This is a genomic window from Sphingobacterium sp. UBA1498 (assembly GCF_002325125.1).
Lineage (GTDB): Bacteria > Bacteroidota > Bacteroidia > Sphingobacteriales > Sphingobacteriaceae > Sphingobacterium.
The window spans coordinates 16,360-39,406 of sequence record NZ_DCRG01000014.1 but is presented as its reverse complement, the minus strand read 5'-3'; the positions used below and the strand labels follow the sequence as shown (position 1 = coordinate 39,406).

The following is a 23,047-nucleotide window of genomic DNA, read 5'->3' as shown; positions in this document are numbered from 1 at the left end:
TCAATTGAATCTTCAAGCTTTTTTCGTTTAATCCCAAAGTGTATGAAAGATGCCTTCTTGATCAATCCGTTCATAGGTATGTGCGCCAAAATAGTCTCGTTGTGCTTGTATCAGATTTGTCGGTAATTTCTCCGATCGGTAGGCATCAAAATAAGCGAGTGCGTTTACGTATCCGGATACGGGTATCCCGTTTGCGATAGCATCTTTGACTACCTCGCGAACGCTGGCCTGCGTGCTCAGTAGCTTCTGTGCAATGGTGCTATCAAGTAGGATATTGCGTAAGCCCGGATTAGTCGCATAGGCTTTTCTAAAATCTTCGAGCAAAGACGCGCGAATGATACAGCCGCCTCGCCAAATTTTGGTTACCACCTGTAAATCTAGCTCATAACTATAGTTCTCTGATGCGACAGTGAGCTGTGCCAAACCTTGCGCATAGGTCGTGATGATCACAAAGTACAATGCATCTTTTAAGCGAGCAATAAGCGTTTCGGCGGGCAGATCAATAGGCTGTCCATCCCATTTAAGTAGTTTTGCCGCCTCCACACGTTCGGGTTTGTATTTGGACATATCGCGCATATTGACCGCTGCATCAATCACCGGCACTGGCACCTGTAGATCCATCGCATTTTGCGAAGTCCATTTACCCGTTCCCTTTGATCTTGCCCAATCTGAAATCAGGTCCACCAAATACTGGTCGCCCTCTTTTTTCTTCAGAATCTGAGCGGTAATCTCAAGCAAGAATGCGTTTAAATCGCCCTTGTTCCATTCTTCGAAGGTCTGCTGTATGGTTTGGGTATCAAAACCATATAATTTTTTCATCAGGTCATAGGTCTCTGCAATTAACTGCATGATACCATATTCGATACCGTTATGTACCATCTTTACATAATTTCCGGCCGACCCGTTGCCTAAAAATTCCACACAGGGTTCGTCGGCTACCTTGGCCGAAACCGCCTCGAATATTGGCCTTAGTCTTTCGTAGGCCTTTCTGTCGCCTCCGGGCATCAAGCTTGGGCCACGACGAGCGCCACTTTCTCCTCCAGATATGCCCATTCCGAAGAAATGTATACCCTTAACGGAAAGTTCATTAAATCTTCTGTCTGTATCCGCGAAGTATGTGTTTCCGCCGTCGATGATTATATCTCCTTTATCTAAAAGCGGAACAAGACTGGCAATCGCCATATCAACCGGCTTTCCGGCCGGCACCAACAGCATAATTGCTCTGGGCTTTTGCAAAACTCCTATAAACTCTTCTACTTGGGTTGTCACTTTGATGCGATGTCCTTCACTTGCTTCAGCTTCCAATGACTCAGCTTTGTGTGGATCGAGGTCTAAGCCTGCTACCGCGAAACCGTTGTCGGCGATGTTGAGCAATAAATTACGTCCCATTACGCCGAGTCCAACTATTCCAAAATCGCAGTTATTCTTTTTATCTATGCTCATCGTTTAATATCGTTTTTCTAAGTTGAAATTTACCATTTTTGTTGATACTATGAAAGACAAATTATCAGCAGATCGTTATAAGGCGTTTTTCTCCCTTCAATTACTCCGCTGGTAATGAAGCTTTTGTTGTAAACCCACAGATAATTCGTATATTGAACTCTCCTAAACATCAATTTTATTTATGATTATTGGATTAGACATTGGTACATCATCTGCGAAAGCTGTTGCATTTGACTACGCGGGGAACATCTTGTCACAGCATAGTATATCTTATCCCATATTAAATCCGTCGGAAGGCTGGTATGAGCAAGATCCAGAGATTGTTTATGACGCATGTATTGATTCTATTAGGTATGTCATGATTAGCCTAAAGCGATCTATTGCTGAGATACCGAAACCTGTGTGCATTGCGGTGAGTAGTGCTATGCACGGGCTGATCGCTGTTGACGCGACAGGGAATCCACTTAGCAATTGCATGATATGGGCAGATCGCAGAAGCGAGGATATCGCGGTTGCCTTAGAGACGAGTGAGCTGGGCCGACTGCTTTATCAGCGGACAGGAACGCCAATACATCCCATGTCTTTGCTTTGCAAATTAATGTGGATGAAGTCCAACGATCAAAAATTATTTGCTCAGTCGCACAAGTTTATCGGTATCAAAGAATTTCTTTTTTACCGGCTCTTTGGCGTTTATGTGGTCGATCATTCCATTGCGTCTGCAACAGGGCTTTTCGACATACATCAATTAACATGGTCTGATCAGGCGTTAAGGTTGGCCGGCATATCTGAAGAGCAATTAGCATCTCCAGTTCCGGTCGATCATGTTTTAAATATGCCTAACCGAGAAATTGCGGCCTTGATGCACATCCCTGAAAATACCCCTTTTGTGATAGGTGGTAGCGATGGTTGTTTGGCTAATCTCGGTGTAGGAGCTATACGTCCTGGAGTGGCTTCGGTAACTATCGGTACGAGTGGAGCTATTCGCGTAGCGAGTTCGCAGGCAAATCAAGAAAAAAAGCAAAGGCTATTTACATACCTACTGAGACCAAATGAATATATAATTGGTGGCGCGGTCAACAATGGCGGTGTATTACGCAACTGGTTTCGAGACAACTTTTTACGCGAATTTATTCAAATGGAAGCAGATGGAGATCCTTCCGCGTCGTTAGATGTTTTGATCGACTCCGTCGTTCCCGGGGCAGAGGGCTTGATATTCTTGCCCTATCTCACTGGTGAACGGGCACCACATTGGAATTCCAATGCAAAGGGCGTTTATTTTGGAATACAGTTGCATCACGGCAGGGCACACTTCGCACGTGCCATGATGGAAGGGATGTTGTTTGCAATTTACAGTGTAGGAATCGCATTAGAGGAGAACACCGGGCCAATTCATACGCTCTTCGCAAGTGGCGGCCTGGCGCGTTCATCATTGTTGGTGCAGATGCTTGCAGACATTTTCAATAAACCTGTATTCACCAAAAATACAGTAGAAAGCTCTGCATGGGGAGCAGCATTGATCGGCTTGGAAGCATTGGGTATACAGGGAGGTGAGCCCACTATAAAAAGCAAACAAGCGCAAGGAAAGCTAGATCCCGAACACTATTATAGACCGAGTGAGGAGAATCACGCCGTATATATGAAAAACTTCCAGAAATTTGAACGCCTGTACCATATATTGGAAGGTGAGTTTTAACTAGATATAAATTATTATGCCGCTAATCATCGTTATTTTGGGAGTAGCTTTATTACTTCTCTTAGTTACTGTCGTCAGATTAAACACGATCTTTTCATTACTGATAACTTCTGTTGCGGTCGGTTTTGCTATGAATATGAGTGCTGTCGATATCCTTAAATCTGTTGAAACCGGAGTGAGCAGTACCATGGGCCAGTTGGCACTTTTGTTGGCTTTCGGGTCTTTACTCGGGAAATTGATGGCGGAGGGTGGTGCTGCAGAGAAGATTACAACGGTATTAACGGCTGTGTTTGGGAGAAAGAACTTACCGTGGGCAATGGTTCTCACGGGCTTTTTAGTAGGGATTCCCTTATTTTACAATGTCGGTTTTATCGTTTTGGTTCCGTTTGTTTTCATGGTATGTGCTTCCAATAAAATGCCTTTACTTTATGTCGCTATTCCGCTGCTCGCAGCGCTTTCCGTGACGCACGGGTATTTGCCGCCACATCCGGGAGCTACAGCCATAGCGGTTACTTACAATGCGGATATCGGGTTGACGATGGCCTATGGCATTGTTGTGGCCATTCCTGCCATAATTATCGGAGGACCACTCTTTGGCAGGATGCTTAAGCACATTCCGACCAACCCACCGACCGAGTTTTTTCCTGAACAGAATAACGCAGATAGAAAAGAGCTCCCCGGATTTGCAATTAGCATATTTACGGGTCTTTTTCCAATAGTTTTAATTGCTTTTGGTTCATTTTCACATCTCATATTTCCAGCAGGTTCTTCTTGGTTGACGGCACTACGTTTCTTGGGTGACCCAGTGGTGGCTTTAATGATCGCATCGCTAATGGCGATGTACACCATGGGTATTCGTCAAGGCAAAAGTTTGCGGGACCAGTCCGCAAGTGTGGAAGAAGCAATCCGCGGGATCATGATGATCCTTTTTATCATTGCAGCATCAGGCGCCTTCAAGCAAATTTTGGTAGATAGTGGTGTAGCGAACTACATCGCTGACCTAACCGCAGACCTGAGCTTGTCACCTCTTGTGCTTGCATGGTTGATAGCTGGTATCATCCGTCTAGTGATTGGTTCGGCTAGTGTTGCTGGGCTAACGGCGGCGGGCATTATGCTTCCCATTGTGCAGGCAGGCGATGTTACTCCCGAATTAATGGTGCTAGCGACGGGAGCGGGTAGTCTCATGTTCTCGCACGTCAACGATCCGGGATTTTGGATGTTTAAATCTTATTTTGGAGTGAGCATGAAGGATACGTTTCGCTCATGGACTGTGATGGAAACGCTCGTCTCTGTTGTTGGATTGATCGGTGTCTTGATTTTACACTGGCTTGGTCATTGACAGCGATGAAATAGTTTCATACGGATACTTTCACCCTTTTTCTAGGCATCGCCCTTTAAATAAACAACATAAATTTTTTTTTCTTAATATCGTGAAAATGAACCGAATTTTGCTGTTCTAAAATTATGCTGAAGTTACATCGATTTTATATCTTTTTTTTGTTGTGGTTGGGAACTTTCCTAACTGGACTAACATCTTTTGGACAATCTACTGCTTATACAGTAGATAATTTGCCCAATCCAAAAATAAAGGGGCAGGATTATTTTGTGTCCAATCCCGATGGGATTCTATCTTCGGGTGCTGTGTCTGAGTTAGATGGTTTGTCGTCACAGATTGAGGCCGCTACAAAAAGTGAATTTGCCATCGTTGTTGTTAACAATTATATGGGTGACAGTGATTTTGAATTTGCTTTAAAATTATTCAATACATGGGGTATCGGTAAGAAAGAAAGCAACAATGGGCTTTTATTGTTTATTGCAAAAGAGAGGCATGAATACCGCTTTATTACTGGATATGGTATGGAGAGTATCTTGCCAGATGCTTATCTTAAACGTATAGGAGAGAAGTATCTCGTACCCAACTTCCGAAATGAAGATTATGACCGCGGTGTTTTAGAAGCTTCGGGTTTTATAAAAACAATACTGACTTCCGCAGACAGCAAGGCTGAACTGGAGCGCTTAATGCCGGAAGCGATACCTGTTTGGAGCTTTAAAAGTCCTATCCTGCGCAACGCTCTTTTGGTCTTGGGCTTGTTTGCAATATGTTATATCTGGCTGGGTGAGGTGACTAGAGCAATAAAGGGGCAGCTGACGAAAAAGAGTAAGTATTTTCCACCTTTGGTAAGCGGATGTGGCTGTATGGGGATACTAATGTTTATCAGTGTGTTTATCTGTGCCTTTGCCTTAAACAATTTTGAGGTGGTTTATCAGTGGAAAAATTTACCCTATTTTATATTTGTATTTGGCAGCATCACTTTGGCGATGAAATATAATGCTAGCCGCACACAGATTGTTAACTCCTATCGCGATGAGGAGAATATTCAGCGGGCCTTACGTAAATTTCGTGTGTGGGGACTTGTACCACTATTGCTTAGTCCATTGGCCTTATTTGATCTTATTGGATTGAATAAACGGATTCGGAAAAATGAACTGCGGCTGGCCCCGCCTGATAATTCAGGACGTTGGTTACGGATGAATAAGGATGATGTATCTACGCGAGAAAGCGCATATCTGGATGCTGGCCGGCTTTTGGAAGAGAAAATTGGCAGTCGATCTTACGAGATCTGGATAAACCAGACAAGCAATGAAATCAAGCTGGTTCCATGGGATGAAAATGCTGGCTTTGTCGATTGTCCTGCATGCCATTATAGAACCTTTGAAACAGGGCGTACTAAAACGATCCGAGCCGCAACCTATAGTTCACAAGGGCTAGAAGAACGTTTTGACCTCTGTAAGAATTGTGGACATCGTGTATCTCATGGGGAGCATTCAATTCCTGTGAAGGTGCGGTCTACATCAAGCAGTTCTGGCGGTGGATCTAGTAGTAGCGGTGGTGGCGGTAGCTTTGGCGGTGGATCTTCTGGCGGCGGAGGTGCCGGCGGACGATGGTAATCCATAATTTAAGGACAAAAAAAAAGGTTTTCAAACGGGGAGAATGAAAACCTTAAATAACCAATTATAAACCTAAATTATGATGACACAAATATAGTGTATTTATTACACTATGCAAATTTTTTTAAAAAAAAAATAAAAAAGAGAGCTATAGCTCGTACAATATGATTTCTATTTATAAATTAAAACCAAAATTTCAGCAGTTGTTGATGCCCATTTTGAACTTTTTGCATCGAAAAAAGGTGACCGCAAATCAAATTACGATCGGGTCGATCGCACTGTCTATTCTTATAGCGCTGCTGTTTTGGTATGCCGATCGTTTCCCGGTTTTCTTTTTGGCATTGCCAGTCGGATTATTGTTTCGAATGGCGTTGAATGCATTGGACGGTATGATGGCCCGTCTTTTCAATCAGACGAGTAAAACAGGTGAAGTTCTGAACGAGGTGGGCGATATTGTCTCCGATGTCCTGATCTTTTTCCCCTTGCTGAAATTTCATCCCGAGAGTTTATACCTGGTTGTATGCTTTATTATGCTGAGCGTGATCAATGAATTCTGTGGTCTAATTGGAAAAGTGGTTACCAATGACCGTCGTTATGACGGGCCCATGGGGAAAAGTGACCGTGCACTGCTGTTGGGGTTATATGGTATTTTGAACTTGTTGCAGATCTCAATAACGACTATTTCGGTCTATATTTTTGCTGTGCTATGTTTATTGTTGGTCTTGAGTTCGATAACGCGATTGAGAAAGGCATTGGTGGTCCATGAGTGAGTTATCCAATCCGAAGGACAAGTTTGCTGACGTACCTATCCGGGTAAGAAGCTGGGGCTATATTGTGCTTGTACTGGCGATTGCTTTCGTTTCCCAAACGACATCTTTACTGTTTGTTTCCTGGCTGACGTTTCAGGGCATGCGCGAATTTATGAAGATGTTTGTGCCAAATTTTAATCTTGTATTGGTCTTTGCTGTTGCAACAGGCCTATTGCAGCTGATCCTTTTACTGTACTGTTCATACAGCGGCTACCTATTATGGGCGACACTATTGTGCATAGGGATTGGGCTGTTTTTCAGGTTGGGGCAGAAAGCAACGATGGATGTTGTTATCGGAATGACCTTTGGAGCGGCTGCTTGCCTACTTGCATTCAGCCAGCTGGCTTTTATCCGGGCAGTAGAAATTCATCAGAATGAGTGGATGGGATTGCAGCTTTTGGCCTATATCATCGTTTTAACGGAACTGAATGATGTATTCCAATACCTCATGGGCAAATTCTTTGGTAAGCGAAAGATCGTTCCGCGCATCAGCCCAAATAAAACTGTTGTCGGATGTATCGGCGGTATCGGAGTGACGATAATTCTGAGTAATATCTTGGGCTATTTGTTATTACCCTTCGGAGATTTTATCTGCTTTTCTTTGTTAGGTCTACTCTTTGGTGTTTTAGGCTTTTTCGGTGATGTGCTTTTTTCCTTTTTGAAACGTAGGACGGGAGTCAAGGATACGGGAACATTAATCCCCGGACATGGTGGATTGTTGGATCGGATAGATAGCCTACTTTTTAATACGCCTGTTTTCTATGGTTTGATTTGTTTGATAGAAATGACGAATTTGTAATGGTGACTAAAAAATTGGGATTAGGTCTTGACCTTGTAAAAGGATACACGCACATCTAATATATCGCGAAATGCATTATCAACGGGCAGTTTTATTTTCAGGTGGTGGTACTCGTTTTGGCTTGTACCTAGGAATGTATGCGGCGTTGGGCGAACTGGGGTTAAAACCGGATTTACTGATAGCTACCTGCGGTGGATCATTGGCTGCTGCGATTATTCAGGCTTTTGAAAGGGATGCAGAACGGAAATCCTATCTCCAGTCCGAAGAGTTTTACCGCTTCTTCTGTGGACATCAGCTTACGGAGCAGCGCCATCTGGGCAAACTTGGTTTATATGTATTGAAAAAGCAATGGGATAAACGATCGGCTCCTTATCTGGAAGATGTCTTTGATCGCTACCTGGTCAAGATGGAACATGATCTTTCCCCCTTATTACCGACTTTGAACCGCCCATTTTCCCAGGAAATACCCTCAATTATTATTGGTTCGAGAATGCTTTTTGACCGTTCGGAAGTTGGGGAGAGACGTGGCGAACGTAAGCTCTATCAGAAAGTCCTGATGGGGAATGCAACTGCCCTGTCGAACGTAAATCTGGATGGTATTCAACTCCAAGGTGTAAACTATGCACAAAGTGCTGTTGCTCCAACGACAGTGATCAATAGAACGGTAACATTGTTGGAGGCTGTTCGTATTTCGATGTCCGATATGTTTTATATTGAGCCAATAGAGCGGAATGGGGAGTATTATGCCGGCGGAGCCATTGATCTGGTGCCTGTGGAGCTCGCGCAGTCTTTGGCGACAGAAGTGATCGGTGAACGGAAGCAGCTATACAAATTGCAGGAAGAAGGATTGGTCAGAGCTGTATTAGGCTTCAGTGGGAATCAACGTCTGAGGGATATTAATCAGCAATTTCGGGAAATCCGATGGATTGATACAAGGGATGCTGCGGAACAGCTGGTAGGAAGCTATTGCAGAAAAGGTATAGATTGGCGTAAATTTGAAATAACATTGTCCCTGCCGACCAGTCTGGATGAATTTGCGGCTGCTATGGAAACACAGTGGAATTATGGATATAGCAAGACGATGGAACTGGGGATGGGCTAAGGAACGACGGATTGGAATAAGTGGAATTCGGGGGAGGTTCTGAAGAGGTGGAAATAGTATATGATTTGATCATTCTTTTAATATGAAGGTATTTATCGCAGGTGGAACAAGTGGAATAGGTCTAGCATTAGCAAAAAGCTACCTCCAACAGGCGGCGGAAGTTGCCGTATGTGGCCGGGACCTTTCAAGGCTGACTAATCAGCCAGCATACGATGCGCTCGTCAAGTTTAAAGCAGATGTATGTGATCGGGATGCTTTGGCTGCTGCTGTTGATTCTTTCTGTCATCATGAAACATTGGATCTTTTTATCAATTGTACAGGAAGCTATGCCGATGATGTAGCACAGTGCATCAGTTATGAGGAGGCAAGTGCTATGCTCCGAGTCAATATGTTGGGTACCTTAAACTGTTTTGAAGTCGCCCGCGAAGTCATGCGTGGACAATCAAAGGGGCAAATTGCAACAATAGCATCCGTCTCGGGAACTTTAGATTTTCCGAATTCCAGTTTGTACAGCAAAACAAAACGAGCCGCAATCCAAGTGGCTGATGCTTATCGGAGGGCATTGCTTCCGCTTGGGATTGCAGTGACAGTCATCGCACCAGGGTATGTGGATACAGCCAAGCTCCGTCAGCTTAACCAGCAGGATCTCTCCAAAAAGCCCTTTTTGATCGATGTAGATGATGCCACGCAGCGCATCTTAAAAGCGATACAGCAAAAGAAAGAAATCGTGATTTTTCCGAAGCGTATGAAATGGCTGATGGGATTTTTAGGCCTTATCCCCCATGTATTATTAAGTAAAATCATGTTTAGGAAAGCCAAATGGATGAAAAACGATTAAATAAAGTAGGAGGGCAGCTCTTTGTTGCCATCTATTGCCTGTTGCTTTTTCAATTTACCTATCCCTTTACAGCAGCCTACGCGTCTGGTTTAGCTGCGGTCCCTTCTTTTGTATTCGACTTTGAACAGCATATTCCGTTCATTCCATGGATGATTTTGCCTTATATGAGCAGTGGACTTTTTTTTTGCATTGTGCCCTTTTACTGTGGGGAAAAGAAGGAACTTCTGTGCTATGCAAAGCGATTTACGTTTGTCACCTTGATTGCAGCTCTATGTTTTCTTCTCGTTCCGCTGCGGTTTTCTTTTGACCGGTCGCAGGTCGAAAATCCTTTATTTGCAATTTTCTTTTCCTTCTTAACGGAACATGATTCGCCTTTCAATCAGGCACCCTCCCTTCATGTCGCTTATGCCTGTCTTTTTTGGTCGGTGCTGCGCCGGAGGTTCAACGGATGGAAGAAAATAATCTTGGGCATCTGGATACTGATGATGGGCTTAGGGACATTGACTGTATATCAGCACCACGTGATCGACCTATTGACAGCTTGTATACTGGTTCAGTTCAGTTTTATCCTCTTCCCGAATGCCATTGAACAATCGGCACAAAGGGTGTCTATAGCGAATAGTTATTACCTCGTCGGGTGGATATTCACGCTGCTAGCACTCCTCTGCGAGGCATATGTGTTGCCCTTGATTGTTTTTGCTTGGATAGCTTTTGTCTGCTTTGCGGTAGGTTACAGTTACCTGCGCAATAATACGGGGTTTTTAAAGGGTCATCAGGGTCGAATACCGCTGATAAAGAAAGTATTTTATGCTCCTTACCAATTTGCTTACTGGTTGATGTGGCGTTTTTTTAGAAAGAGAAATAATCCGCCGCTGATGGAGTTACTTCCGCGCTGTTACGTGGGACCAAGATTGAGTGATTCGGAGCTTGTATACTTGGGACTAGGTCGCGATCTGGTTGTTTTTGACCTCGCAGCTGAACTGCAGGAGGTAAAACTCTTAGGTGCCATGGGAAAATATTATTCTTTTCCTTTACTGGATGTTGCGGAGGTCGATGTGGAAGATGTCCATGTGATCATAGACGCAATGCTATCTGCTTACCGGAACTTGAATGCGCATGAAAATATGGTCATTCATTGTACCATGGGATATAGTAGAAGTATGATTTTTGCTATTCTTATGACGCGGGAATTTTTATCTTTAGACTTAAATAATGCTATAGATCACGTGAAGTCGATCAATAGGCATATGGTACTGCGAAGTCATGCGATCCAGTTGATGAAAATTATAGTCGCTGGCCGATCCTGATCAAAAAATGGTGGCTTGATCTTTGTTTTTAGTAGTCACAGCTGAATAGATACGGAAATTACATACTTACATACGCCATTGTATAGATGGGATAAATTATAAAAAGATGAAATCAGGTTATTTTAAGAGTTTCGATCAGGGGGAACTGCTATATCGTGTTTGGAATTATCAAGAGGGCCAAAAAGCTTTAGTTGTATTGCACCGTGGGCATGAACATTCAGAACGCCTGCAGGAGATGGCGACCGATCCGCAGTTTGCCGATTATTCCATCTTTGCATTTGATTTGCGGGGCCATGGCCATACTAAAGTGCCCGTATCATCAGTATTCATGGATAATGTGCGCGATCTGGATTATTTTGTCTCCTATATGCGTACCGAATATGCAGTTGACACCGAGGACGTCTTTGTCATCGCCAATAGTATTGCTGGGGTCATTGTAAGTGCTTGGGTACATGATTTTGCCCCTCCGATCGCAGGTATGGCTTTATTGGCCCCTGCCTTTGAGATTAAACTGTATGTACCATTAGCCAGCCAAATGATTGCACTTGGAACCAAGCTGAAAAAGGATCTCGTTATCCAAAGCTATGTTAAGGCGAAAGTACTGACCCATGATATTGAGCAACAACAGGCTTATGATGCTGATCCCCTGATCTCAAAATCCATTAATGGCGCCTTATTGGTCGACCTATTGAAAGCGGGTGTGCGTATTGTCGATGATGCGGCTGCAATCGATATTCCCGTGATTGTACTATCCGCCGAAAAGGACTATGTGGTCAAAAACTCAGTGCAAAAGCAATTCTTCGTGTCCATTGCTTCCAAGCTGAAGACATTTATTACCCTGCGCAATTTTTATCATGGTATCCTGTTTGAATCCAACAGACAGAAAGTCTATACCTATTTAAAAGATTTTATTACGAAAGCCTATGCAAGGCAAAAGCCTGAACAGGGGCTTGAGCCCGACGAATTTTCCGTAAAGGAATATGAGAAATTGTATCATAAGGTGATGCCTGCGGCTGAGAAGCTAAACTATGCTTTCCAAAAATGGACTTTAGGCAAGATCGGATCATTGAGTCATGGGATGAACTTAGGTCTTCAATTTGGCTTTGATTCAGGAATTTCATTGGATTACGTTTATCGCAACGAGCCAAAGGGTAGGTTGGGACTAGGTAAAATCATCGATAAAGGGTACTTGGAGGCGATTGGATGGAAAGGAATACGTTTACGCAAACAGCATCTATTACGTCTATTAGAAGAGAACATTGAGCAGGTCAAGTCTACAGGCCGACCTGTGAAAATTCTGGATATTGCTGGCGGTACCGGAAATTATTTGTTTGATATCAAAGAAAAATACCCAGAAGTGGAGATCGTGATCAATGAGTTTATGTTGTCAAATATTGCAGTCGGTGAGAAAATCATTAAGAGGAAAGGGCTCCACGGAATACGTTTCAGCAATTACGACTGTTTTGATCCGGAGACTTACGCAAAACTGGATTTTGTCCCTAATATTGTGGTGATCTCGGGTATTTTCGAATTGTTTGGTAACAATGAAATGGCGAGCAGGGCTGTACATGGCGCGACTTCCATTTGTGAGGAAAACAGCCATCTGGTCTATACCGGACAGCCATGGCATCCACAGTTGAAAATGATCGCTTATGTGCTGAATAGTCATCAGAAGAAAGACTGGGTCATGCGCCGACGGTCCCAGAAAGAATTGGATCGGATTATGGCTTACAATGGTGTGCACAAGGAGCGGATGCTTATTGACGATTACGGGATATTTACCGTTTCTTCGGGGACTGTGAAAGCCGGATAATCGTATTTCCGAAAGATCTGTATATAGAATCGTAACCAGGTAAGCTGTTAAATTATTTTCATGTTCTTGGTTAATAGGATTGTACGTATGAAATGAACAGCATAGGGGGTGTGCTAAATAGATAGTGTTTAAGCTATGGATTTGGCGCAAGTTGACCCCCTTGTCTACGCAAAATAACCCATTTTCTGCTTCCATTGCTCAGAAATGCAGATCCAATCCGTTTGACAAAAAGACTTTATTCCACTTTTCAGCTCGAAAGATCTACGAAAAGTAGTTGTAATATCTATATACTCCAAATATGTTAAACGAGCTGGAGAAGACAATAGAATATCTTGAAGAGAGCTTTAGCGGAGAAGAGAACAAAAATTAGCTCAAAAGATTGAAAAGCTTATAGCCTAGTAGTAATTACTAATATGCTTGTATAAGTACACTTGTATAAGTACATCTGTAGGGATATTGAGTTTTTCGTGAAGTTTTCTAATGATCTCAAGAGAGAGTTTCCGCTTTCGATTTAATATTTCACTTGCACGGCTTTTTTGACCAAGAACATCAGCAAGATCATTCTGTGTAAAATTTAGTTGCTCCATTCTGAATTTGATGGCCTCAACAGGATCAGGGAGATTAATAGGAAAATGTTCGGTCTCATATTTATAGATGAGAAGCCCCAAAACTTCCAATTCATCTCCTTCTTTTGAACCTATTTTAGCATCAAATATTACTTCAAGGCGGTCTAAAGCCTGTGCATAATCTTCTTCAGTTTTAATAAGTTTTGCTTCCATCCAGTATTTTCGCTGAGTTTATTATCTACAGATAATGGCCTTTAAGAGACTGTATTTCGAGTATTGTTTCTCCATTTTCTTCGTATACTTCATAGATAAGTCTGTGCTCCTGATCTATTCATCGTGACCACGAGCCGGATAATTCATATTTCAACGCTTCTGGTCTGCCTATACCCTCAAATGGTGTTTCTAATATAGAAAGAATAAGAGTTTGAATCTTCTTCTGGATTATTTTGTTACCTGATTTTTTCCAGAATTTTAAATCTTATACCGCTTGCGGAGTATAAATTATTTCCATAGATCATCAATGCCGATTTTAGTCCCTTTGCCGTTCTTAACATCAGCTCGGCCATTTTGTATCTTTTTTACAAAATCTGGATTATAGGTACTGCCTTCTACAGTGGTAGTCTCAAATTTCATTTTCAATGCTTTGGCAATTGCCTTGATTGCTTCAAGTTGCTCTTTGTTTTGCGGATGTAAAAGTATTGCTTCCATGATTAAGTCCTTTAAGTTCGTTCTTCTGCTAAATATTTATCCAAAGATCCTTTGCATAAATCTGCTATCCAACTAGCGTGATCTACTTGTTAAAAAATTACAGCTAGTCAAACTCTTACAAAGATACTAGTTTTAAAACATGCTAACAATTTACAGGTCAATTACCTTATGATATTCTGCTGTTCAAATTCTCTCATTGACTCTATTCAAGTCAATGGAGAGTGATCGGGTATGTGGTTTTAGTTCTTATACTCCCGAATTGCCTGAATAATACCTTCCAGATTTTCATTGAAGTCCAGTAGCTGACCGAAGACTTTATCGTCTTTGGCCAGTCCTCCATGTTTATTGTTTTTGCGAAAGATTTCTTTGATGGCTTCCCAACGTTCCTGCTCGACAGGGTTCAGTAGTCCGGCAAGCTCTTTTAGTTTTAAAAGGTTACTTTCAGTGTCCGCAGTTAGTGTCTGCGATTCGCTCTCATAGTGTGCGAGAAGAACCTGATCAATTTCTTGCTCATTCATCATAGGGACCACCTGTGCAACCAGTTTGCTCATATTCCGATACGATCCCTGCATTTTAAATGGCGGTTCGGTACGGTAATTATCCTGCATCGCTGCACTCTGAATATAATTCTGATTCACTTTGATCACGACATTTCTGATTTTTAGCACATGCCGTAGCACAGCGATAAAGTCATCAATATCCTGTTTCAGATAGTTTCCCTCTAAATTGGGCAATTGATCCATAACAGACTGTGCATAGTTGACTAGGGCATAGAAGTCATTAAACGACTTGCTTGCAATCTTCTCGAGGTAACTGTTTTCAATCGCCGCATTTTCAATCAAACTGAGGTTGAATAATGCTTCGGTATCACCGATCACATCGCCGAGATTGTACACGTCGGCCCGATTGGCAAGCATGTCGGGAATCTGAAACTTAGAGCCGCTCTCGGTATACGGGTTTCCGGCCATCACAATGCAGAAGCGCTTGCCACGGAGGTCGTAGGTCTTGCTCTCACCCTCAAAAATACCATCAATCTTACGTTGACCATCGGCCAGAGAGATAAATTTCTGTAAAAACTCCGGATTTAAGTGCTGGATATCGTCCAAATACAGCATGACATTGTCAGCCATCTCAAATGCAAGATTGATCTTTTTGAGCTCTTCCCGTTCTCCGGATGTTTTCGCTTCAATCGGGTCAATGGATGTAATCGAATGACCAATGGTTGGGCCATTGATTTTGACAAAATGTAAACCCATAGTTTTGGCAAGATATTCCATTAAGGTGGTCTTACCGTAACCCGGAGGCGAGATCAACAGAAGCATGCCCATACGGGCCGTACGCTTGTTGTCACCTGCAGCTCCCAGCTGTTTCGCGAGGTTATTTCCGATCAATGGAAAGTAAACTTCGTTGATCAGCTTATTACGTACAAAGGAAGTCAGTACTTTGGGCTCAAACTCACCGATCTTTAGTTCTTTGGCATAGGACTTCGCAAGCTGCTCTTTCAATGTGGAGAAAGCCACAAAACGAGGTACATTATACGCACTGAATTGCGCGAGACGTGCTAAAAATTCATGATATTGGATATGTTCTTCTCCATTGTTCAGGATCGCATGATTGCCTTTTAATCCGCTGATATGCGTCTGGTCCTTTGCGATGATCAGGTGATATTCATGGGTCGGATATAGCAACATGATCGCTGCTTCCTCAATATATTTGCGTAGTGTAAGATATTCCGGATGCTCATCAACGAAGGAGTTGAGCCAGTTTAGGGTCAGGTAAAAGCGATCTACCAAGCTAAATTGTTCGTTCTGAATATCCGCTTCAAAAAGCTTGTAACTTTTCTTGGATTCCAGCAATCGAATAAAAGCCTTTTTCAGTTCATCGGACTGTTCACTGACGACAAAGGTATTGTAGCTCGTAAACGTCTGAAAAAGGTAAGTAGCCAGGTCAGGACCATGAATGCTGGAGCGATCCAAATGTGTCTCCCATGCATTGAATAACTTGGTCAGTTCATCAATGACAGACTGGTAACGATTTGAAGTTGGAAACGTTTTTAATATCGTGTAGGTAGAATGTATCAGTGCCCGCTGCTTTGTCCGTTGATCATCTGAAAGGGATTGCCAAAATAGCTGAGCCATCGTACGCAATAGGGGATCGTAGCGAAGCAGATCCAATTTGGTATCCAGCTGTTTGATAGTGTCATAAATCAACAGTGCATCCACATTGTGAACTCCTTTGACATAACCTTCCGAATAACTTTGCTCCACGGTCTGTGTAATAAACAACGGCGCATCAAAATTTTGTTGTCCTTTCGACGCAACGAAAGCTTTGTATGCAAGGTATTCTGCACGATAGACTTCCTTATTTTCAGAGACAAGTTCCTGATCCCAGATGTCCTGAAAACTGTTGATTTCCTCGGCCTGCACCTTTTGATAGAAACTTGTCCCAGTCAGGTGGAAATACAGTTCGTCATTTCTACGCAGCAAGGTGAGGCTAAGGGATTGGTTGTTGACCGCAAACTTATGCTTGCCCAGTGCGATGATATTTTCGCCGTCCACAAAGAGGTCATTCTTATCCCGTAAAACCCGTAAAGCGTCTTCCTGTGATTTCTTTAATAGGTTTTCAAGATTTTCTGCTTTTGAGACATCCTGCAGTGTTTTTAGCTCCTGTACCAACTGTCTGATCTTGTCGATCATCAGGTCCGAGGCAAAGAAGCTGAGGATCTCTTCCCGCGTTGCAAATGTCTTGGATTTGTTCTCAATGTTCTTTAATACACGAAGACCGATCTGTTCGATCGAGGACGTACGCTTGTTGATCTGTTCTACGATTTGTTCTCTGCGGGAATTAAAAGCTTTGATAACCTCATCACGTTTGTCCGCGATCTTGAGGGCAAAATCTTCAAATTCGGAAAACTTACTTTCAAGTTCCTCCAGCTGAACGATCACTTTCGTGTAATACTCGTCTACCTTTTCGGTTGTCGTTGACAGTTCGAGGTAGTTGGTCACGGATTGCTCCAACAGCGTTAGCTGTGCCGAGAATTCGGCTATTGCCTCTGTACTCTTTAATGAATTTAGTTTTCGCGTAAGCTGTGCACGAACCTCATTTAAGGAGGAGAAGATAACCGAAATCTTCTCAATGATTTTGGTTGTCTGCGTGGAGTCGTCAATTCTTAGACTATTGAGGATATCAATCAATAGTTCCAGTTCACTTGAAATGGCCGAATTGGCTTCCTCAATCGCTTTGGCATCGTAGACCTTCACTATGGCCTCCACATTCTTCTTTTGTTGTTCTACTTTCTGTTCATAGGGAAGCAGCGCTTCATCACGTAGCAGAAAAGCAATGGTTTTTTCGGCCAGCTCAGAGGTGATGCCCTGCAGTTTTTCCAATAGGCTATCTATCCTGACCGTATCAATATATTTTACATTTTTAAGGTCAATGATTTCACCCTGAAGACGACGGGAATCGGCCAATTGATGAACGAGCTGATCGAGTTTGTCTACAACGGTACTATTGATGGAGAAGGTGAGTTCTTCCATCTTCTTTTCTGCTGCGATATTTAATTCTGCGGCATGTTTACGTTGCGCCTGTACTTTGACGAACTCATCAATAGCGGTATTGGCGACTTCCTTGATCTGTGTTAATGGCTTGCCAAGATTTGATAAAGCGTCATCTTTGATCCAGAAATAGGAATCCAATAAAACCGTGGACTTTTTGAGGATATCTTCGTATAAACCTTCGTAACTGTCCTCTTTATTGATCAGTTGTATGACCTCCTGTGCCTCGGCCATCGCCTGCACGATCTGTTTATTGCCTACTTTATAAAGGGGATCATCTTTCTTCTGCTCATTTTCTTTGAGCATGGCCATATAAGGTGTTTCCCAAATCTGCACCTGATGATGCCTGGTGGCTTCCGCCTCGGTACGGAAATAAATTAAACTACCATCTTTAAACAGTGTGAAGCCATTACAGATGATCGGAGTTTCTACATGTTGCTGAATAATGTTATAGGACAGTAGGATATAGGTATTGGTTTCTTCCTGACAGAATATATACAGAAAATCTTCACCATTGGGAGAGGCTATCCTTCGTAGAAACGATACCTGTTCAAATTGGGCGTCAAAAACTTTATGTGTACCATTTTGTAAGTAATATCCATTCGAGAAAATAATTCCTTGGTTGTCTGGTAATAATATTGCGGATTCATTCAGTGATTTGAGGTTGACAACTTCCTTAGTCCGTTGGTTATAGACAAAGGCTCTAAAATCTTCCTGATAAGGCTTGATGCGAACTGCGATAAGATTGCCAAGATCAGCATAGTAATAATCTGCATCATCCAGTTGTTGGTCTGCATTGACCACTTTTTCGGAATAGATCCCTTTGCCGCTGTCTGTGTTGTTTTCGATCTTGAAGGTGATGTCACCATTGATTGCTTCGATAAAGATCTTATCCATAATCGATATATGGGGATGCTTACCAAGCCGACGGTCTTCAAGCGTGGTTTTCGTCCAGTCAAATTCAAATTGATTGGGCAATTTGACTTCGTGAATGCTGCGGTCATCCTGATATTGGAGCTGACCATCTTTGATTAACCATTTGAATGCTTTCAGGTCAGCGGGATTTTTGCTGGTCTGAAAGATCATGTACAAATAATTCTCCGTCCTACGAAATTTGGAGAATATGGAGTCCCGATAGTATTTATATAGATTTTGATAATCTGAGATGAAATTTTGATCGTTGATCAGGTCGAGGGGCTGCGGAATGAATTGATTATTCTCAAATGTGTAAACACTGAAAACATCTTCCAGCTTGATCTCGGTACGCAGTCCGAAATGCACATTATACCCAAAAATACATTGATTATCCAACGCCAGAATGCCGCGGGCAACACAGTTGTTTTCTGTGGTGATCCGTTGATTGGCCTTGAGGACAAAGCTCGTTGAATTGAAGACTTCTTTACGGGCTTCATTCAACTGTTGGAGCTTGGTCGCAAGTTCTTCTTTTTGTGTAAGAAGTCGTTTTCGGATAATCTCATATGCACCTTGATCAAGGCTATCGTTCTGATTTATTACGTTTTCTTCTGGCATAAAATGGACAGTTCTCTACTGTATTGCTGTGAAAAAATCAATGTAGTGCGTGTGAGAAGTTTTCGCTTATCTCACACGCAGTATGTGTAGGCTTAACATGTGTTAAGACAACTTCTTGTTTGAAATGCCTAAGTTTTTTGCCAACCCAAATAGGGAATTGATAAAGCCTGCATCTTCACCGTTCTCGGCATCTGTAGCTGCCTGCTGCAATTTGATCAACGCAGCAGAAACTGTTAAGTTCTTGATGTCATTGGATGAGATCCCATATTTATCTGCTAATCCACGTACTTTTTCAGCAAGATCACCTTTGCCGTCTGGGCCCAATAGTGAATTCTTGATATCAGTCGCATGTTTCGAATTGTCGATCAGATGGTCAAAACCTTTAGCATTGGATACCTGACGTACAATGTTTTCGAAGAACATGGTTTCACCACCAACGATGTCAATCTTCGCTGTTTTAAGTGCTTCGGACAATACACCAGCCTGTGCTTGTGCAATATCTTTTTGGATATTGATCTGTGCAAGTTCGATGTCACGTTCTTTCTGTAACTGTAATTTGAACTCCTCGTGGTCTTTACCCACACCATCCAGTTTTTTCATGGCCTCGGCTTTCTCTTCGATACCTTTTGCCTCCGCAAGTGCTTTTTCACGAACAACTTCCGCCTGCGCTAAACCTTCTTTGCGCATGGCTTCGGCTTTTTTCTCGATCACATTTGCCTGTACTGTACCTTGCTTTTCTTCGGCTTCGGCTTTTGCAACCATTACTTCGGCTTCTGACAAGCCTAATGCGGCTTCTTCTTTCGCCTGAGCTTCAGCTATGATCTTACGGCTTTCAGCCTCTTTGAGGGATGCTTCTTTTTTCGCTTCGGCGTCTATTAATAATTCCTGTGCACGTTTTTCAGCAATCTTACGTGCTGCTTCAGCGTCGATCACTTTTTTCTCAGCTTCTTGTTCTGCCGCAATTTTCGCTGCTTCAGCAGCTTTTACCGTAGAAATTAATTTTTCTTCGGCTTCTTGTGATGCTGCGATAACGCCCGCTTGTTTCTTCCGTTCTACTTCGCGGAATACTTCAATATCTCGGACTCCCTGTTGTTCTTCAATAACACCCTTCTCCAATTGTACACGTTCCTTAATAACCCCCTGGATGCTTTTCTTTTCGGTCTCAATTGAACGTTCTTTGTCAATCTGAGCCAAGGTAACGATACGCTCACGTTCGGTTTGTTCCAATGCACGATCTTTCTCTACACGTTCTGCTTCGACAGCATCTGTCCGTTGTTTGTTTTTCTCGGCAATAATGATCTGACGTAGTTTATTTTCTTCCTGTACGGCCAGCTGCTCTTCGGTCGAAATGCGGACGCTTTCATATTTCAGGCGTTCTTCCTCACGTACTTTTGCGATCTCCGCCTCTTCCCGTGCCTTGATATTATCAATTTCACGCTTTTGTTTTTCTTCTTTTTCAGCAAGTTGGCGATCCAGTTCTAAGATAGCCTCGCGCGCTTCGACGTTCTGCTTTTTAATCAGTTTCTCTTCATCTCGACGGATGAAGTTGGCATTGATATTTTGTTTTGCAGTCAGCTCGGTAATTTTCTTAATACCTTCACTATCCAGGATATTGCTGGGATTTAAGTGTTCAATATCTGTTTGTTCGAGATAGTCGATCGCACAATCATCAAGGATATAACCGTTCAGGTCTGTGCCAATGATGTCGAGGATTTCATCGCGAAACTCACGACGGGCTTCATACAATTCGATGAAGTCAAATTTCTTCCCTACAGTCTTGAGTGCTTCAGAAAATTTAGATTCGAAGATGCTCTTTAATGTTTCAGGTTCGCTGGCACGATCACAGCCTAGGTTCTGGGCAACGTTGATTACATCGTCCACGTTTTTGTTGACGCGGACAAAAAAGGCCACCTTAATATCAGCACGGATATTGTCTTTACAGATCAGTCCTTCGCCTTGCATCCGGGCAATCTCAATTTTTTTGATGGAGATGTCCATGATCTCCATCTTGTGGAAAACCGGGACGACATACATACCCTTGTTGAAGGCAACTTTCGTGCCGCCGACACCTGTCCTGACAATCGCCTTACCCTGTGGGATTTTTTTATAGAATGCACTCAGTACAACAAAGAATGCAAAGATTAAAAAGACAGTTAAACCGACAATCAGCAATATAATTCCGTTTAAGCCGCTTAAAAATAAAAGAGGTTGATATAGCATATGATTCGTATTTATTTAGATTTTAGTATTTAAATTTTGCTTGCAGAAGCTTATGAATGACACGGCGATTCTGTTTTCCGCATCGATTTTAAATATTGTCTATGGTGATTTCCTTTGTGACATAATAATATTTTTTGTCCCTAGATTCGTCGACAATAATAACGTCATCTCCATAAGCGATTTTCTCCCCATTGTGGCTGACTACATTGAGGCGGATAGGATCCTGTTGAATGATAAATTCTGCGGAGCCTATTTTTTTACCTTCAATGCTTGCGCGCATTTTGCCCATGCGACCAAGGAAATCATGGCTTTCTTCGCCATTGTAACCGATGCTTTTAAATATTTTAGCTAGTGGCTTAGTGAGAAAATGCATTAAAATAAAGGTGATGATGAATACCGGTATTAGGATTAAGACCGACTTTATACCCCATGAAGCAACGTCGATAAAGAGTGAGGAAACGATGGTAATAATCCAGCCTATAAATTTAAACAAGGTCACAATCAGCATGATCGGTACTTTTCCAACATTGATGTAATCCATCGCCTTTGCGAAGAAACCTGGTTCTCCATGGCTATCGGTATTTGTATGATGATGGTTTGCATGATCGGATCCCTCAGGTGCGATATCATGGGTGCCGTCAACATCAGTAACATCGGGGGTAGGGTGAAGGTCTATATCTGCATCTGCATCAAAGAAATTCACTCCGTCACCCATTAGAAAAATAAATAACCAATACACTACAGACAGGCCTGTTAGTACTGTCATAATTCCATTAGATAATGGATTAAATAAGATATTGATTAGTTCTGTCATCGTATTTTTCTTTTAAATTCTTTCTCGTTTGAACGTGTAATGAAACGACCAAGAGTGACCATTGACCTCCAAGTCTTGCATCGCAACTAATTCCCAGCCCTGATTACCTAGATCATTCAGGATCTCGTCGATTTTGTCCGGATCTAATTTGGTTCCCCAGAAACCTTTGGGCTCGATTTTGACTGTTTTATACTCAAATCTCCGCATCGCCATTTAATTTTCGTTTTAACTCTTCCAATTCATTGTTGACGGAGTCAGAACCTCCGAGGTTCTCATTGATCTCATCTATCTTGCTTTTGTTGCTCGTTGCGATTTCACCATATGCTTTGGCCAAGGCTTCATCTTCTTCGACCTTTTCTTTCATGCGCTCCAACATGGAAATTGTACTGTTAGAATCGATATTAGCGAGCTGTTTGTTGACCATTTTGGCTGCATTGGAAACTTTAACACGTGCTTTTAAAGTTGAAAGTTCACTTTCCCACTTCGATATGTTGAATTTTAGAATGTCTACATTTTTGTGTAGCTCGTCGGCTGAACTTTGATGAATCACTGCTTGTTTCTCTAATTCTCCAGCTTCGATTAATAACTGTTTTTTCAAAAGCAATGCTTCTTTTGCCAAGCCTTCTGCCTTTTCTGTTGTCAGCTCTCCCTTTTGTGCTTTTTGAAGTAAAAGAATAGCTTTGTTTTCAAATTCATGGGCTTCTTCTTTTTTCTTTTCACCATTGTTTTGGGTGCGTATGGCCAACGCTTTCACTTTGGCATAGGCTTCCAACGATTGTTCTAGGTCCTCTTTCATCTCACGGATACCTTGTTCCGTCATTTTGATGGGGTCTTCCATTTTATCCACGACCGCGTGAATTTCTGCTTGACCGATTCTGAAAATTCTCTTAAAAATATTCATT

General features: G+C 42.4%; 17 protein-coding genes and 1 pseudogene. 9 read left to right on the top strand and 9 right to left on the bottom strand.

Features of this window, described 5'->3' with window-relative positions:
* Positions 1 to 27 precede the first annotated feature (27 nt).
* Positions 28 to 1,443 (bottom strand): NADP-dependent phosphogluconate dehydrogenase, encoded by a 1,416-nt coding sequence (gene gndA / locus B3139_RS09010; RefSeq protein ID WP_293882071.1) that lies wholly within the window; start codon positions 1,441 to 1,443, stop codon positions 28 to 30.
* Positions 1,444 to 1,624: 181 nt separating this feature from the next.
* Here gndA and B3139_RS09005 point away from each other — a divergent pair, with 181 nt between their 5' ends.
* The 9 genes from B3139_RS09005 to B3139_RS08965 all read left to right on the top strand — a co-directional run bounded on the left by B3139_RS09005 (position 1,625) and on the right by B3139_RS08965 (position 12,753).
* Complete coding sequence (locus B3139_RS09005) at positions 1,625 to 3,136, top strand: gluconokinase (protein ID WP_293882069.1); 1,512 nt, start codon at positions 1,625 to 1,627, stop codon at positions 3,134 to 3,136.
* Between the two features lie 16 nt (positions 3,137 to 3,152).
* A complete protein-coding gene (locus tag B3139_RS09000) occupies positions 3,153 to 4,475 on the top strand; it encodes a gluconate:H+ symporter (RefSeq protein ID WP_293882067.1) in 1,323 nt (440 codons plus the stop codon).
* A gap of 125 nt (positions 4,476 to 4,600) precedes the next feature.
* A complete protein-coding gene (locus B3139_RS08995; protein ID WP_293882065.1) occupies positions 4,601 to 6,085 on the top strand; it encodes a TPM domain-containing protein in 1,485 nt (494 codons plus the stop codon).
* Positions 6,086 to 6,249: 164 nt separating this feature from the next.
* Entirely contained in the window at positions 6,250 to 6,855 is a 606-nt protein-coding gene (locus tag B3139_RS08990; RefSeq protein ID WP_293882063.1) for a CDP-alcohol phosphatidyltransferase family protein, read from the top strand.
* Positions 6,848 to 7,693: a phosphatidate cytidylyltransferase gene (locus B3139_RS08985; protein ID WP_293882061.1), complete on the top strand. Its 846-nt coding sequence runs from the start codon at positions 6,848 to 6,850 to the stop codon at positions 7,691 to 7,693. Before B3139_RS08990 ends, B3139_RS08985 begins: the two co-directional genes overlap by 8 nt.
* Positions 7,694 to 7,763: 70 nt before the next feature.
* Positions 7,764 to 8,795, top strand: a complete 1,032-nt coding sequence (locus B3139_RS08980) for a patatin-like phospholipase family protein (RefSeq protein ID WP_293882059.1) — start codon at positions 7,764 to 7,766, stop codon at positions 8,793 to 8,795.
* Between the two features lie 82 nt (positions 8,796 to 8,877).
* Positions 8,878 to 9,633, top strand: coding sequence for an SDR family NAD(P)-dependent oxidoreductase (locus B3139_RS08975; RefSeq protein WP_293882057.1), 756 nt, complete (start codon positions 8,878 to 8,880; stop codon positions 9,631 to 9,633).
* Complete coding sequence (locus tag B3139_RS08970; protein WP_293882055.1) at positions 9,615 to 10,940, top strand: phosphatase PAP2 family protein; 1,326 nt, start codon at positions 9,615 to 9,617, stop codon at positions 10,938 to 10,940. Before B3139_RS08975 ends, B3139_RS08970 begins: the two co-directional genes overlap by 19 nt.
* Positions 10,941 to 11,046: 106 nt before the next feature.
* Complete coding sequence (locus tag B3139_RS08965) at positions 11,047 to 12,753, top strand: bifunctional alpha/beta hydrolase/class I SAM-dependent methyltransferase (RefSeq protein WP_293882053.1); 1,707 nt, start codon at positions 11,047 to 11,049, stop codon at positions 12,751 to 12,753.
* Positions 12,754 to 13,148: 395 nt separating this feature from the next.
* Here B3139_RS08965 and B3139_RS08960 read toward each other — a convergent pair whose 3' ends face one another.
* The 8 genes and pseudogenes from B3139_RS08960 to B3139_RS08925 all read right to left on the bottom strand — a co-directional run bounded on the left by B3139_RS08960 (position 13,149) and on the right by B3139_RS08925 (position 23,046).
* The gene (locus B3139_RS08960; RefSeq protein ID WP_293882051.1) at positions 13,149 to 13,532 is read right to left on the bottom strand and encodes a helix-turn-helix domain-containing protein; all 384 of its coding nucleotides are present in this window, start codon (positions 13,530 to 13,532) and stop codon (positions 13,149 to 13,151) included.
* Between the two features lie 118 nt (positions 13,533 to 13,650).
* A pseudogene (locus tag B3139_RS08955) lies at positions 13,651 to 13,785 on the bottom strand (type II toxin-antitoxin system YoeB family toxin); the annotation flags it as partial.
* Between the two features lie 35 nt (positions 13,786 to 13,820).
* Positions 13,821 to 14,027, bottom strand: a complete 207-nt coding sequence (locus B3139_RS08950; RefSeq protein ID WP_108636245.1) for a DUF2683 family protein — start codon at positions 14,025 to 14,027, stop codon at positions 13,821 to 13,823.
* 239 nt (positions 14,028 to 14,266) lie between these two features.
* Positions 14,267 to 19,111, bottom strand: coding sequence for a DNA repair ATPase (locus tag B3139_RS08945; protein WP_293882045.1), 4,845 nt, complete (start codon positions 19,109 to 19,111; stop codon positions 14,267 to 14,269).
* Positions 19,112 to 19,213: 102 nt separating this feature from the next.
* On the bottom strand, positions 19,214 to 21,331 hold the full coding sequence (locus tag B3139_RS08940) for a flotillin family protein (protein WP_209577633.1): 2,118 nt from the start codon (positions 21,329 to 21,331) through the stop codon (positions 19,214 to 19,216).
* Between the two features lie 88 nt (positions 21,332 to 21,419).
* Positions 21,420 to 22,145 (bottom strand): OB-fold-containig protein, encoded by a 726-nt coding sequence (locus B3139_RS08935; protein WP_293882041.1) that lies wholly within the window; start codon positions 22,143 to 22,145, stop codon positions 21,420 to 21,422.
* Positions 22,146 to 22,157: 12 nt separating this feature from the next.
* Positions 22,158 to 22,352 carry a DUF4177 domain-containing protein gene (locus B3139_RS08930; RefSeq protein ID WP_293882039.1) on the bottom strand — a complete coding sequence of 65 codons (195 nt, stop codon included), beginning with the start codon at positions 22,350 to 22,352 and terminating at the stop codon, positions 22,158 to 22,160.
* On the bottom strand, positions 22,339 to 23,046 hold the full coding sequence (locus B3139_RS08925) for a PspA/IM30 family protein (RefSeq protein WP_293882037.1): 708 nt from the start codon (positions 23,044 to 23,046) through the stop codon (positions 22,339 to 22,341). The genes B3139_RS08930 and B3139_RS08925 overlap by 14 nt, the downstream gene beginning before the upstream one ends.
* Position 23,047 lies beyond the last annotated feature (1 nt).

Coding starts and splice junctions, on each gene's coding strand:
- gndA (WP_293882071.1), bottom strand. CDS start 1,443: ATGAGCATAGATAAAAAGAATAACTGCGATTTTGGAATAGTTGGACTC.
- B3139_RS09005 (WP_293882069.1), top strand. CDS start 1,625: ATGATTATTGGATTAGACATTGGTACATCATCTGCGAAAGCTGTTGCA.
- B3139_RS09000 (WP_293882067.1), top strand. CDS start 3,153: ATGCCGCTAATCATCGTTATTTTGGGAGTAGCTTTATTACTTCTCTTA.
- B3139_RS08995 (WP_293882065.1), top strand. CDS start 4,601: ATGCTGAAGTTACATCGATTTTATATCTTTTTTTTGTTGTGGTTGGGA.
- B3139_RS08990 (WP_293882063.1), top strand. CDS start 6,250: ATGATTTCTATTTATAAATTAAAACCAAAATTTCAGCAGTTGTTGATG.
- B3139_RS08985 (WP_293882061.1), top strand. CDS start 6,848: ATGAGTGAGTTATCCAATCCGAAGGACAAGTTTGCTGACGTACCTATC.
- B3139_RS08980 (WP_293882059.1), top strand. CDS start 7,764: ATGCATTATCAACGGGCAGTTTTATTTTCAGGTGGTGGTACTCGTTTT.
- B3139_RS08975 (WP_293882057.1), top strand. CDS start 8,878: ATGAAGGTATTTATCGCAGGTGGAACAAGTGGAATAGGTCTAGCATTA.
- B3139_RS08970 (WP_293882055.1), top strand. CDS start 9,615: ATGGATGAAAAACGATTAAATAAAGTAGGAGGGCAGCTCTTTGTTGCC.
- B3139_RS08965 (WP_293882053.1), top strand. CDS start 11,047: ATGAAATCAGGTTATTTTAAGAGTTTCGATCAGGGGGAACTGCTATAT.
- B3139_RS08960 (WP_293882051.1), bottom strand. CDS start 13,532: ATGGAAGCAAAACTTATTAAAACTGAAGAAGATTATGCACAGGCTTTA.
- B3139_RS08950 (WP_108636245.1), bottom strand. CDS start 14,027: ATGGAAGCAATACTTTTACATCCGCAAAACAAAGAGCAACTTGAAGCA.
- B3139_RS08945 (WP_293882045.1), bottom strand. CDS start 19,111: ATGCCAGAAGAAAACGTAATAAATCAGAACGATAGCCTTGATCAAGGT.
- B3139_RS08940 (WP_209577633.1), bottom strand. CDS start 21,331: ATGCTATATCAACCTCTTTTATTTTTAAGCGGCTTAAACGGAATTATA.
- B3139_RS08935 (WP_293882041.1), bottom strand. CDS start 22,145: ATGACAGAACTAATCAATATCTTATTTAATCCATTATCTAATGGAATT.
- B3139_RS08930 (WP_293882039.1), bottom strand. CDS start 22,352: ATGCGGAGATTTGAGTATAAAACAGTCAAAATCGAGCCCAAAGGTTTC.
- B3139_RS08925 (WP_293882037.1), bottom strand. CDS start 23,046: ATGAATATTTTTAAGAGAATTTTCAGAATCGGTCAAGCAGAAATTCAC.